The organism is Bacillus cereus group sp. MYBK195-1 (genome assembly GCF_051916605.1).
Taxonomy (GTDB): domain Bacteria; phylum Bacillota; class Bacilli; order Bacillales; family Bacillaceae_G; genus Bacillus_A; species Bacillus_A cereus.
Genome location: NZ_JBQAGZ010000001.1, coordinates 642776 through 656628, shown reverse-complemented (window position 1 = coordinate 656628; position 13853 = coordinate 642776). Strand labels below are relative to the sequence as shown.

The following is a 13853-nucleotide window of genomic DNA, read 5'->3' as shown; positions in this document are numbered from 1 at the left end:
ATAACTATCATTAAATGCTTCTATTTATTGGTGCCCATCCTCAAATTGATAGGTCAACTTAATAAAAGTTTATCACTTTCTTCCTATAATAACAATTAATTTTCAAACAAAAAAATTAATATATTCATTCATTTATATTTTTGCTAGGATATATAAAGTAGAAGAATCATACAGGAGGGATACATTTTGAGAACTTGGCTTGAATATCTAGATATACCTAGTTTTGTTTATGGCATAATTTTTCTTTTTTTAATGCTAGTAACACGTAATATCCTTAAAGAAAAACCTACCGAACAACTAAAAACCGAAACAGGTTTGCACGATTGGGTACAGAAAAAAGATTTAATCTACTGGCTTATTATAGTTATGGTTTGTGCTATTTCTCACTATACATATAAATATAAAGATTCAGGACAATTAATAAGTCATTGGAGTTTCGGAGGAACTATCGTATCAATCATTTTAGCTATAATTGCAATTGTTTATACATTCTATGATAATTTCACTAGCAAATCTTCAGTCCAACAATTAGAAAACTCTGCTGGAAAGATTAAGGACATTACTGAAAAGTTAGACTCTAGCCACCTAGTTAATTCAAGTAATAAAATCGAAGAAATAAGTGTTCAACTTGAAATTATTATGAATAGTATGGATACCAAAATGAAAGGTATCAGTACAGAATTATCTACTATACGGGGGATGAATGCACAAAATTTTTCAGATTTCACAACAAAACTAGAACAACTAGGATTGAACTTAACAAGTAAAAATGATAATGAAAATAAAGCAGATTCCCAAGATGAAAATACTACGGAATTAAAAAAACTTTTATCATCGTATGCGAAGGTTATTATTTGGAATCGAACAGCTTTACTATGTATATCATTAATAAACGAAAAAAGGTTACCATTTAAAGAAACAGATATACAAAAACTTTCAGATGCGATAAGTAAAATAACAAGTGAAAAAGACCAATCACAAAAAAAGCTTCACTTTTCATTAATGTACGTGGCATTTTTAAATACCTTTACTATTTTTAATATATACGGTTTAACTTTTAGTGCTGATATGATATTAAAATTAGATACTGAAATAAAAGGACTTCTAGACGAGTTTTCGTCCGATTGCAAAAAGGCCGAAAAGAATACTTTAATTGAAAAGAATATTGACAAAAATCCATATGAAATAGCTTTTATGGCAGTAAACGAAGTATATAATTTATCTTAATTATTACCCTGTATAGCGTTACAAATTACTTATATTAATTATTAATTTCACCGCCTTGTGTGATTATCACTACTTAGGCGGTATTTTTTTATTCCCTTTATACCCCTACCGTATTGTTTAGAATCATGTTTAATTATTAATAAACTTAGTAAGTTATACTTTACTTTGCCACTTGTAATTACATAATAAAAAGCATTACTTCAAATAAAATGAAATAATGCTTTTTATATCAGATTGTAATCATTGTTTTATTTTCGTATATCTTGACTTACGATTTTTAATAATTTATCTGCATCAAGGTCTTTCAAATCGAGTACTTTACTAGATAGGTCACTGTTTTTAAACTCTTCTCTTCCTTTTTCATTATTTATTTGAGTGGCACCCATATTATCTACACTATAATATTGAATATGCTTCTCATTATAAATGTCTTTATACCATACTTTCACATATGTCTTCAATTCAGGATATCCAATCAGAAAAGCTTTGCCCGTTTGTTTTTCTTTTTCATCATTTAACGACTTTGTCTTTTCAGAAAATTCACTGAATACACGGTTAATCTTCGCATGATTTCCTTCTTTTAGAAATAAATTATCATAAGTCACCAGTTTCTTTTGAGATGCACCAGACTTACCACTTATATCATAATAATTATGAATAGGTATTTTAAGAGTCTTCTCCACTTTATCCTTACTAAAGTCAGAAATCCGCAACTCTAAAATCGTCACCAAATCTACACCATATTCTCTCAATAATCCACCTTCATTAGAAACCTCTAAATTAGTGCCAATAAAGTTTCCCTTATCATCTTCATCGTAATTCATGTCAAAATATATTAAGGGACTTTTTTCAGCCTTTGCAGTTTCTATTTGTCGATTCGCAATTTCCTTTGCTTGCCATGCTACAAATAAAGAAATCACAGCAATAATTACACTTACCACCGCCGTCAAAGTATTAATTGAAAACAAAACAATATCTCTATTATCCTTATCACTTAAAAATCTTTTTAAATTCCCCAACTATGTAAGCCTCCAACAATTTAAAAGTTCCTTATTCTTCCTTCATTCCAATACTCCCTATTCTACTATAAACCCTAATATTATTAAACATTTTATACCCTACACCGCTTCAGTAAAACTACTCCTACTGCCAACACTTTATTTATGAATTATATATGCATAATCTCCCTTAGCTTCCTCTTTGCAGAATCAAGTATTCGCCTTACTCTTTCAGGGTGATTTATCCCATACAAACGCCCCAAGTCTCTGTATGATAAATGAGGACTTTCAATATACGTTGTTATTAAATCCGCTTCAATATCATTACAATACTGATTAATTAATAGTTTAATTTCTATATCATTCTCAATACGAAAAGGTGAATCCATCTTTTCTAAGTCTGCCATAAGGTCAACATTTTGATGATTAGCCCTTCGCTTATCCGTCGTTAATTTCGCTTTTACTAGGTTATAACCTGAACATTCTAATGACTTTCTGATTTTTTCATACAGATAATACTCATCGTTCCATGAATGTTCTCGACACACATGCCATAACTTCTCCCAAAATACACTTTCAAAATCATCTCGATAAATCCGCTTATTTTTCCATGCATTTTCAAATTTATTGAGATTTGTTTGAATTAACCATCCTATTAAATAATCATTAAAAATGATATGGAAGGCATCCTCTCCTTCTTCCAATCGAAGTAAAGCATACTTATTCCATGTTTTTTCTACGGCAAGCACCTGCTTTACTTTTTTATCATCATAAATTCGCTTTATTCGTTCTAGCTTATCTTCCTGCTGTATTTGAATGTGTGTTTTCTTTTCTCTTTTGTATAATTTCATGTTGCCGTCCCTCACTGATTTTTATAATTTTAAAAGTTTACTGTGACAAAATCATAAAAAATGTTGTATTTATGAATGTCTAAGAGGAGAAAGGAACTACCTCTTCCCTTTCTATTCGTCTCTACACGTATGAAACGTGACATTACACTCTAAAAAATTATTATTTATGGACGGATGGCACTGAAATAAAAAAAGACAAGGAACAATGTCCCCATCTTTTTACCTTCCTCTATTCTGTTCTTCTACTTCTAACCAACATTTTATGAATTCTCTTAGCTTATTTGAAAACGCATCAATTGTTGTAAATCCTTTTTCTACTCCTTCCAAACTATATCCCGATAACAAACCCGCTAAATCCTCATCCACCAAAAATTTCATCATATAACCATTATTTTCACTTAGAATATATTTCTCTATACTTTTAGGATTATCATCTTTTATTATGTGTGCAATTGTTTCACGTTCTGCCCCGAATCCTTCTTTAATCATACATTCATAAAAATCCTTTTGTGTTACTCCTAACCCTTCAAAATCCACCTCACAATATATTACTCTCTCCATACTCAACCTCCATCAACTTTTATATTTTCATAGTATATACATCTCTATATTAAGCCTAAATATTTATTCCATTCTACCTTATCTTTAAAGTTTCACTTCCAATAAAGTTTACATATATATTTTCACTTGAATTCATCCATTAAAAATATCGAAATAAAAAATTCGAAGAATAATATCCTAAAGGAATGAAAACCACGAATTAAATCGTGACGTTTTCTTATTTTTAGGCATCTTTCATAATATCAGAAACTTCCACACCACTACTTACACATATTCCCACCATTGCAGAAATAATGATTTTAAATTCCTCGGGATGGATAACACTTATATATGAAGCCCTAGGATTACTTTTTCTTGCATTAGTTCTTCGAGATTTCAAATTAATTCCTCTCTCTAATTTGTTTGCAAGATGATGACGAAGGTCTATCCAACCTTTGTTTGTACTAATAGTACCGTGAACCACTTTGGAATAATGGTTAACAAGTTTACGAAGAAGTGTTCTAGGGTTTTTATATTGAACTTCCTCTTTCACTAATATTTTAATTACCATTTGTTGTTCTTGTAGCTTGTTCTCCATTCCAGTAATATGACGATTTTTAAACTCAATTAACTTTTCAGAAGCATGTGCCAATCCGTTTATATCCCCCGTTATTAGGGCTTTTCCCACAGCAATTTGTAACGCTTGTTCTTCGCAAATATCAGCGACTTTAATCTCATCTGATGTTCTCTCTTCCATGTTTAATAATTGAGTACGAACTTCTTTTGCAACAAGGCTGTCTCGTAATAACATTCCGACACGCAAAATTGCACGTTTAGGGAAAAGTGCCACCTCGGTATATGGAAGTCTCATTTCACCGTTAATTAGTATATGCCCTCTTTTCCTTTCAACTTTAGCGTGTGAAATAAGTTCACGGGCTAAATCCTTACCTACATTTATTTTATAACCATCTTGTAATAGTTCCTCTTTATTTTCTTTTATTACATGCCGTATAACACTATCCTCTATCTCATAGAACTCCGCAACCTGCTTTGTTGTTGCCATTTCTATATTAGGTAAAAGTAATAATCCTTTTACTTTTTCTAATACATCTACACGGTTCATATAAGATTCACGAACATTAACGTTGATAATAAATGTTTCTTCATTTTTGATTAAATTTATCATAATAAAATTCCTCCGAAAGTGTTTGATTTTGTCCTTACACTTTCTATTGGTCTTTTATTATCCATTTCGTGACACATAAATTGTAATTAATTAAAAATTACTCTACCTTATCAATTTTATATTCATCAAAAAAATTGGATAAAACTAATACAATAATATGCACCTTACGCAGTTCAAATTTATCTAAAAAAGCATTCAATCCCCCTCTTATTTATCACTATTTTTGTACGAATTCTTATTCTTTAGGAAGCTTATTAATTTCGGTAGATACGATAAAACAAAGACATAGATTCCCAAACTCAACTAATTTTTTATTGTAAAATTTTCTAGCCTTGACTAGTCGCTAAGTTCTCGTATCCAATGAATAATATTCCCTGTATTCTCTTTAGCTTATACTCGCAGATAAGTATGCCACTTCCCCCATCTACCGGGTCGGTTTTCCTTATTCAAATGAATTTACGAATTTATTTTGCTTGAAGGAATTGATTGGCAAAAATTCATCAATCAAAAAGAATTAAAGAAGAAATTGAATTTTAATAATCAAAACAAAGCAATTCAAATAGATGAAATGATGAAAGGTTTTGAAACAATATTTTGAAACGAAAGAAACATTGTTGTATCAACTTTTACTCATAATAAGTAGAATTGTTTCATAAACGTTGAGTATTTGAACGTACAGAATAGTATTAAATAATAATGATTGTAATGTAAAAGACTGCTAGACACATGATGTATCAGACCCTAGAAGGTTATGCTTACGGAATGGTGGAAGGCAAACGATAGCTTATAAGAAGATTATGATTATGAGAATGGAGAAGAAGAACCTCGCGGCTTCGTAATTTACTTGTACACACAAGGTTATTTAATACAAGCTATACTTAAATAAACAGCCCCCTTAAAAGGGTATACCTACTTTAAGATGTATCCCTCATGTTAAATAGATGCCACCTTGTTTAAAATAGCCCATCTTCAAAATAAAGGTCGCCACTAATTTGCGAAGACATAGGGGGATATGGTTCACCCCCCTTTTAATTTTAGGAAGGTGACTTTTCTGTCCCTCTAAACCCAATGTACGTTTTTAAATAAAAACATACATTCATTTTGTTAATTCTATTGATTTAAACTTGAAATACCGCTATTATATAAATATCTTTAAAAAACGTACATTCAAATCATTGATTTTACTATACATACAAAGGGCGGATATATTATGAATCAAATCAAGGACGTGCAACCTATTCGAAGCAAAGAACAAATTGAAGATATGAAGTGGGCGTTAAAACGTCATTGTTCCGAACGAGATTACATTATGTTTCTAATTGGAATTAATACGGGATTACGTGTAGGCGATTTACTGAAGCTAAAAACTAGCGATGTTAAGAGGAAAAAGAAGATTGTTATTCAAGAAGGAAAGACGAAGAAGCCCCGTACAATTAAGCTAGATAACATTTACAACGAAATACAAGCTTATGCTAATACAGTGAATTCGGAATGGCTTTTCCCAAGCCGTAAAGGGGACAAGCCAATCACAACAACACAAGCATACAGACAACTTAACAAGGCGGCTGAAATGGCTGATATCACTGAAGGAATCGGGACTCATACAATGCGTAAAACATTCGGGTACTGGTTCTATAAGCAATACAAAGACGTTGCGAAGCTACAAGCAATCCTAAATCATTCCCACCCGCAAATTACGCTTACTTACATTGGAATCACTGAGGAAGAAATTGAAGATAGTTTAAATCAATTTGTTTTATAAGGACGCAAGGTGGCACAATGCCCCCGCGTTCTTTTTTGTTTTCACAACTAGTATTAATCACATTATTTGTGATTGTTTATAAATCCAGTAATGACATATATTCCTCTTGCTTCGCTACACAAATATGAAAATAAAATCTGTTACGCACTTGGGGTAAATCATGGATATTTGCAGCGTCCATTTTGAGATATCCAACGTCCTAACGATTCATAGACTTATGATTCTGTATATAAAAAAAGAGAGGAACAGACAGCAAATGCCGCCCAGTTCCCTTATTGTGCATATTTATCATGAATAGCCGCTATACGCCCAGCAATTGCTTCTTGTTCAGCTTGAAGACGTTGAATCTTTCTAGCATCTTTATGAAGACCAGGGTCGTTTTCCCCAACACTCTTTGCATATCCATTGCTGATATTTACAAATGCATTGACATTACTATATGGATTATTCGTTAGCATTTGCCCGAATGTCTTCGTTTCAGGTCGTTGTTGATGCGTTACCGCTTCCGTAATTTCTTTTTCATCTGCATACGGGTCTTCGATTGCCCCGTAACCTAACATTACTTTTTCCATTGGTGATAAGTTGTATGTCATAATTATTTTCCTCCCATTAGATAAACAAACTAACCTTTCAATAATGCGTCTAGTTCCGCAAGTAGGTCATCCGTAATTCCTTCTTCTTTGATTGTGATTGCTTGTTTGGTTTGGATTTCAGCGACGTCTTTAAGTCGCCCAGTTGATTTTAAATAGAGTTCCGTCCATTTTGGCGATTTCCCCGAAACCGCGTTTTTAACTAACGTTTCCATAACGGATTCGTACGCATCATTAATAAGACGTCTTCGCAATTCCTTTTCCATTTCGACCCATTCAGTACGTTGACGCCAATTGTAAATGGTCCGACGGTCTAGTTTCATATCTTTTGCGATAGCTGTTAACGTTTCGCCCGCCCTTTGTCTCTCGAATATTTGTGTTAGGGCTTCTAATTGTTGAGGTGTAAGTTTACGCTGTTTCATCCACAACGCCCCCCTTTTTGTTCTACAAACATATTGATTACGTAAATATCCTCTACGGAATATCCAAGCCCCGCTAACGCTTTCCATAAACGAACGTTCATTATATTCGAAATCGGGACTTGTCCGCATTCGGCTTTCTTTACTACCGAATGACTTACAAACATCCTGTCAGCTAATTGAACAGCCGTAACACCTTTGATTCGACGTAAAATACCGACTGTTTTTGGATTCAACATAATTTCGATTTTGAGTTCTTTTTGTTCCATATGAATATTCCCCCCGTTTGTTTTTTTACTACGGAAAAGGTAGCTAAGCTTTCCCTACTCTTATGTCCATCTGTACCCCTATTTAACAAGAAGAAAATGAAACTTTTTATACAAATTGAGAAATATGAAGACATAAAAAAAGAACCCACGACAAAACGCCGTAGGCTTCAAGAAGAAATATTAATTTAGTAAGAAAACGAAAAGGCTTATCCTCTAATTTATCTTGTAGTTTGTTGGAGACTTATCAAATATCTTTTTCTTTTAAACAGACTTGGCGTAGCCTAGTGAAGACCCTTAGGTCTGAACTACTTCTTTTATCTTTTCAACGAAATATCGTTAGATTTATTCATTAAAAAGATTATAAGCAAAGCTTAAAAGCTAAAGCTTTAAATTCATTAATAACATTTATTTATTTCGTTTAAGTTCTTCTTTACTTATAGCACAAGCTGTGTGACCATTTTACAAGAAATAAAATGTTAAATTTTCATGACAAATCACGAATCCTTGATACCACTGGCTTTTTTAAAGTCACAATATTTGTGATTGATTTGAAAACCCCTTGTAGGAAGTATATTCCATTTTAATAAGCACAAAATATAGAACACCCTCCCTTATGCCGCATATACCCACAAAACACTGATTCTATGCCGCATGAATCACAATATCAATCACAATCACAAACGTATGTGACTCTTAATGTCAAACGACTATTTCGGCATATCTTAGGATGATTTTGGGATACCTTTGTTGTCTTCCTTAATTGCCTCCATATCCGAACGAACATCTTTTAACATTCCTCCAACATCATTCAACGTATCTAAGAACGAATCTAGCCTATCAAGACGTTCTTCCAATCTATCAAAACGTGTAGTCATTTCTTTGAAAAAGACACCAAGTTCCTTATCCATAAATTTTTGTATATCTGGACAATCCTTTTCGTTCATAAAGTTTCCTCCCGTTCCAATAAAAAAGAATCCCATGAAAACGCTTATACCCTCTCTTTAGGAGTTTATTCGCTACCCCTAAAGAAAAGAAAGCATACTACAAACAGTCCAACTCTCCTATTAATAAGTATTTTACTTTCATACTGTCCAACTCCTATTGCTTTGTACCGTTTACTCTCTTATATCCGTCTTCGTCCATAATTAAGAACGAGTAGAAGTTTACAGGTTCTCCTCCACCGCTTATCTGATAGTACATGTTATCTTTAGATGTAGTATGTTTATCACCTGTCATAATTTGTTGGTTGAAGTTTAATTCATTATCTACTATCATTTGTACATCGTCTACAGATAGTTTTGGGTTTGAAATACGAATTAGATATTGCATTAAGTCATGGTATTGGCCTATTGCAATTTCATCCATATATCCTGCTTGTTTTGTTATAACTGCGTACGTGTTTGCTAGTTTACCATTCTTCTCTAATCTTGTTGAAATCATAAAACCATTCCAGTTAGCGGTATATAATCCTGTACCATCACCTTTTTCGAAAGGTTCTGCTTTCGAATCTGTAATGGTAATTTTACCGTTTGATATTTCTTTTAACTTGTCTTCAAACTCTTTTTGAGTTAATTCTCCACCGCTACTACCTCTGAAAAAGAGAAACCATATTGCTAACAGTCCCATTACCCCTATTATCGGTATTCGATACATTTTTATTCGTTCTTGTAACTTCAAAGCCTTTACCCTCCCTGTTATTCTTTAATATTTAAACTTGTTTTTAATAGTTCTAACATATACTAATTGCATCTATATTTTCTACTTTTCTTTTTTTATAACACCAAGAGATGCACTCTAACGCAATTATCTTTTGATTTACAATCTATTGCGTTGCTAATCATCTTCTACCGCCCTTTGTTTGCTGTATGTGGCTTATTAGCTTATTTATCATAGATACTGAATACTAATAGTTAGTATTACGTAAGGTTTCATAAATATTGTTGCGTAGTATTAACTTCTTTCCTGTCTTATACAATAGTAAATACAATATTTTTTGGTAGTTTGTCACATTTAATTATATAAAATCAAAATTATTTAAAACTATGTTTGGAATTTCTCCTAATACTTTCTTATCCTATTATTTCAAGTTTACATAGAATATAATTGTTTACGTTATTTTATACATAGAAACCATTTTAAAACTTATTATTGTAATTTTCAAAGATACAACCATTAAAATCGTGATAAAATAATTCTATTGCACCTACAGAAAGGAGGTTACTTCATTGGGAAAAGAACTATTACCAAAATTTATTAGAGATAATTATGTGGTGGAAGAACGAAGACACGCATGTGCAATCCTCAAAGAGGATTTCCCCAAACATTGGGAAGAAATCATAGAAGTATTAACCAATTTCACATTAAAAGAAAGCCAGATAACCGTTGGTGGTGGAAGTAAATCAAGTGTTGCCAGTAGTTTTGATGAACCATTTTCACAGCTAGGTTGGGTAGAAAAGAAATTTATTATAGAATCAAAAATTGATGGAGAAATTATTAAGTCAGAAACTCATAAGTTAGATTGCTTCAAAGCTGGTGTAGGACTTGAAATTGAATGGAACAATAAGGATACATTTTTTGATAGGGATTTAGAGAAATTTAGACTATTATTTGATTCAAACAATACCATTAGCGTAGGTGTAATAATTACACGTTCTAAGGATTTACAACAACATATTTTTAACCCACTAGGAATTGGCAAAAAGTATGGTGCTTCTACCACCCATTTAGGTAAACTACTTCCTAAACTAGATACAGGCGGTGGAGGTGGTTGTCCAATACTAGTTTTTGGAATAAAAAGCAGTTTATATGAACCGGATGTAACCGGTGTTATTCCTATCCCAATTCCTAAAGGAACTAGGACTAAGAGAAAGTAATAAAAGCAGCCCTTAGACGTTTCAACATATCTAAGGGCTTTAATTCGACTATTTTCTTTTAATTAATATTAAGCACTCTAATACATCCCGACTCTTGTCCTCTGTACGCCCCATTGTACTATGTGCATAGTCCTGCAAGCGAAATTCAATTGAATAATTATCATCAAACGTATTTTCTGCAATTTGAATTAATTCATCTGCCTCAATCATACCAGTATCGCTATAACTCAATACCAGATTTGATTTTTTTTCATTTATTTTTTTAAACATGGATTCAAATGCCTTTTTGACCTTCGTCTTAATACAAAACGGTGATTGATGGCGGTCCATACGATATCTTCCCTTGAACTTCACCTCAGGATAATCATAGCGTACAAGGGTTTCAATCGCATGATAAAAACGAGAATAGTGTACAAAACAATATGGTGGGTCTGCATAAACCGTCGAATTCACTTCCATTCCTTCTAAACAATCCATATAATCTTGAGAAAAAACCTCATGTCCTAGATTATTTTGCCCCAACGTTTGCTGGAACTCCAAAAACTTTCTCTCGAAGAACGAAAGAATATCTTTGCGACGGTAAATTAAAATATCTTTCATTGAAGAAAGTTTATTTGCATCTCGATATTGTGCATAGTGCCCCGTACTTTGGGAATTGTACGACATAGCATACATTAAACTTGCTAGTATAGGGTAAAACACAGGTTCATCACGATACTCATCCGCAATCCCCCTTATCGCATCAATCCACAAACATTGTTCAAAACTCCAATATGTCCCTGAATAGTTTTTTACAAACAAATGATAAGGAAACTCACAAAAATCTTTCTCAATCAATTTTTGCTGTGCTTGTTCTAATTCATTGAATTCTTCTATTGTAAACTCCTTGTTGTAATCGAATTCCAACTCAGGATACGCTTGTTTAAAAGTATTCACTACCTCTTCGGCTTGTTCTATAATATCATTAAGTATATTTGGATATCTATCCCATTCATAACTAGATAAATATGTTTTCGCTAATATCGCAGAATATTGTTGAATATCGTTGGATATCATAGGAACTTGGTTACGCAATGCACCAGATAGGATGCTTGAACCTGCGAAAAGGTCAACAACAACTCCCCCTGTATAGCATTCCTTAATCCCATCTACTACATATTGAATAATTGCACGCTTAGAACCCATATATTTAATAATAGAAGGTATATTTTCCTCTACAAATAGCAAACTGCCGTCCAGGTTATGTGCTTCTATTTGTAAATTTTCACTTAAAATCTCAGTCATAGTATTTCTCCTCCTAGAGAGTAATTATATCATTGGATAACCATTAATTATAGTAATTAGCTATCTTCGTTTAAACAAATTCCACTTGGCATGTTTTACCTGTATCAACTTAATATTATTATTTAATTCTATACTTTGTACAATCCGTATAAATTATCATTTTTACCATCTTTTATGGCTTTGTCTCATTTCAAATTTTTTCCCTAGCAGCATTAACTTGGAATACTCGTTCTTTATCATGGGATGAGGGTAGCAGGACAACGGCTAGGGCATAGAATAACTACCTTATATCACAAAACAAAAAGTTAATGCGATATAAAGCAGACGTTCCTTGTCACTTCTCATGGTCTATCGGGTTAAGGAATCCGTATAGTAACACCTCGTTTGAACACTAGATTTTCACCTACAACGAACTTTTAACATGTCATGCTTGTCCAACATGCTGAAAAATTTAGGAAAGGAATTGTACTGCTGACATATCCTTAATTACTCGGAACCTAATGTATCTTTCTTATTCGTTGCTACCTGTACCGTCGTACACCAAGCAACCACCAAACTGATTATGTGCGTTCTCCACATAGACTAGACACAAGCAAACGAGGAAAGCTTCTAACGTGCCTACGAACCCCATTTTCTGACGTTGGCTGATTCTCACCTGTTCAAGTGTTTATCGTGGTGTTAGGTCATTCCCACGTTCGGAAATCCCTGTACTTACCCTTGTAAAAAGACAATAACTAACTAAGCCCCTTGCTATCCATTTTTCAAAAATGGTATAATACAAGTGCTAAATGTACGGAATATCCGGTATTTAGTTTTAATACACAACTTTTAACTTTGAGTCTCCTACTGCAATAGGGGACTTTTTTCTTTGACTTAAAATTTCATACTTGCTAATGGCGAATGACGTTGATATTTATTTTTAATTTCATCGTCAGTAAAGTCTAAGTACGCCCTTTGCGTTACTTCGACTGATGAATGACCTAATACTCTAGACAAGCTAAACCAATCACCACCATTAAGAATGTAATACTTTGCAAAGTTATTTCTTAATTGGTGAGGTGTGAAATGTACCCTTACCTTTTTACCAATACTTCTAATACTCGCTTCAAAATTATTAACGTTTAACATTGTTCCTCTTATCGTAGGGAACAAATACTCTGCATCACTAAATCTATCCCTATACTTCAACCAACGCTTTAAATCGTTAGCCATAATATTAGAAAAATAAACATATCGTTGTTTCTTATTTTTCGGATTCGTAATTAGAATACTTTTATTTTTTATATCTAGGTCTTCAGCTTGCATACTACAACATTCTCCTGCACGTATACCTGTATCTAAAATAAGTTTAATCATGACGTAACTTCTAAACCCATGGAATGTACTTATATCAATTGAATACAACACTTTCTTTATTTCATCTACGGATAACAATATCTTTTGTTTCCGCTGCGGCTTAATTGATTCAATATTGGATATTGGATTCTTAGCAATATCACCTTCAGCTTCTAAAAAATTAAAAAACACTTTAATATTGCGAAGGTAATTAGCAATTGTTGTTTCACTAATGGTCTTTCCATAATCTGTTCTACGTGTTGGATAATTAATTTGTTCACTAGCCGTATTAGATGTAAATGTGTATTTACCACGTTCCCGCAAATATTTAATGTACGTTCGAATATGAAGAGGTTTCACCTTATCAACATCCGTAATCTTTAGTTCTCTTTCTAAATATGAAGCAAAAAGTTTCAACGTTTGGTCGTATGACCGAATTGTTTTCCTACTTAAATGCTTTGCATCGCAATGAAGTAAAAAGTTTTCAACATTCATCTGAAAGTTATTCATACAACAAAA

At 32.8% G+C, this 13853-nt stretch carries 14 protein-coding genes; 3 read left to right on the top strand and 11 right to left on the bottom strand.

Features of this window, described 5'->3' with window-relative positions:
• Positions 1–186: 186 nt before the first annotated feature.
• Entirely contained in the window at positions 187–1227 is a 1041-nt protein-coding gene (locus ACTFRY_RS03600; RefSeq protein WP_440032144.1) for a hypothetical protein, read from the top strand.
• Between the two features lie 248 nt (positions 1228–1475).
• Here the strand turns inward: ACTFRY_RS03600 and ACTFRY_RS03595 are convergent, their stop codons facing one another.
• The 4 genes from ACTFRY_RS03595 to ACTFRY_RS03580 form a co-directional block, all read right to left on the bottom strand.
• Positions 1476–2246: a hypothetical protein gene (locus tag ACTFRY_RS03595; protein ID WP_440032142.1), complete on the bottom strand. Its 771-nt coding sequence runs from the start codon at positions 2244–2246 to the stop codon at positions 1476–1478.
• 149 nt (positions 2247–2395) lie between these two features.
• On the bottom strand, positions 2396–3076 hold the full coding sequence (locus tag ACTFRY_RS03590; RefSeq protein ID WP_277493988.1) for a sigma-70 family RNA polymerase sigma factor: 681 nt from the start codon (positions 3074–3076) through the stop codon (positions 2396–2398).
• A 219-nt stretch (positions 3077–3295) separates the two neighbouring features.
• Positions 3296–3637 carry a hypothetical protein gene (locus ACTFRY_RS03585; protein WP_440032140.1) on the bottom strand — a complete coding sequence of 114 codons (342 nt, stop codon included), beginning with the start codon at positions 3635–3637 and terminating at the stop codon, positions 3296–3298.
• A 223-nt stretch (positions 3638–3860) separates the two neighbouring features.
• Positions 3861–4802: a hypothetical protein gene (locus ACTFRY_RS03580; RefSeq protein ID WP_277493990.1), complete on the bottom strand. Its 942-nt coding sequence runs from the start codon at positions 4800–4802 to the stop codon at positions 3861–3863.
• A 1210-nt stretch (positions 4803–6012) separates the two neighbouring features.
• Here ACTFRY_RS03580 and ACTFRY_RS03575 point away from each other — a divergent pair.
• Positions 6013–6564, top strand: a complete 552-nt coding sequence (locus ACTFRY_RS03575) for a tyrosine-type recombinase/integrase (protein ID WP_277493992.1) — start codon at positions 6013–6015, stop codon at positions 6562–6564.
• Between the two features lie 272 nt (positions 6565–6836).
• Here the strand turns inward: ACTFRY_RS03575 and ACTFRY_RS03570 are convergent, their stop codons facing one another.
• The 5 genes from ACTFRY_RS03570 to ACTFRY_RS03550 form a co-directional block, all read right to left on the bottom strand.
• Positions 6837–7157 carry a hypothetical protein gene (locus ACTFRY_RS03570; protein ID WP_277493993.1) on the bottom strand — a complete coding sequence of 107 codons (321 nt, stop codon included), beginning with the start codon at positions 7155–7157 and terminating at the stop codon, positions 6837–6839.
• Between the two features lie 29 nt (positions 7158–7186).
• On the bottom strand, positions 7187–7576 hold the full coding sequence (locus ACTFRY_RS03565; protein ID WP_254979681.1) for a phBC6A51 family helix-turn-helix protein: 390 nt from the start codon (positions 7574–7576) through the stop codon (positions 7187–7189).
• Positions 7573–7842 carry a helix-turn-helix domain-containing protein gene (locus tag ACTFRY_RS03560; RefSeq protein ID WP_277493994.1) on the bottom strand — a complete coding sequence of 90 codons (270 nt, stop codon included), beginning with the start codon at positions 7840–7842 and terminating at the stop codon, positions 7573–7575. The genes ACTFRY_RS03565 and ACTFRY_RS03560 overlap by 4 nt, the downstream gene beginning before the upstream one ends.
• A gap of 722 nt (positions 7843–8564) precedes the next feature.
• Positions 8565–8786, bottom strand: coding sequence for a hypothetical protein (locus ACTFRY_RS03555; protein WP_410255619.1), 222 nt, complete (start codon positions 8784–8786; stop codon positions 8565–8567).
• Between the two features lie 154 nt (positions 8787–8940).
• Positions 8941–9519 (bottom strand): hypothetical protein, encoded by a 579-nt coding sequence (locus tag ACTFRY_RS03550; protein WP_440032137.1) that lies wholly within the window; start codon positions 9517–9519, stop codon positions 8941–8943.
• 548 nt (positions 9520–10067) lie between these two features.
• Here ACTFRY_RS03550 and ACTFRY_RS03545 point away from each other — a divergent pair.
• Positions 10068–10715, top strand: coding sequence for a BglII/BstYI family type II restriction endonuclease (locus ACTFRY_RS03545; protein WP_277493738.1), 648 nt, complete (start codon positions 10068–10070; stop codon positions 10713–10715).
• Positions 10716–10763: 48 nt separating this feature from the next.
• Here ACTFRY_RS03545 and ACTFRY_RS03540 read toward each other — a convergent pair whose 3' ends face one another.
• Positions 10764–11999, bottom strand: a complete 1236-nt coding sequence (locus ACTFRY_RS03540; RefSeq protein WP_277493737.1) for a DNA adenine methylase — start codon at positions 11997–11999, stop codon at positions 10764–10766.
• An 873-nt stretch (positions 12000–12872) separates the two neighbouring features.
• Positions 12873–13844, bottom strand: a complete 972-nt coding sequence (locus ACTFRY_RS03535) for a tyrosine-type recombinase/integrase (RefSeq protein ID WP_440032134.1) — start codon at positions 13842–13844, stop codon at positions 12873–12875.
• Between the last annotated feature and the right edge of the window lie 9 nt (positions 13845–13853).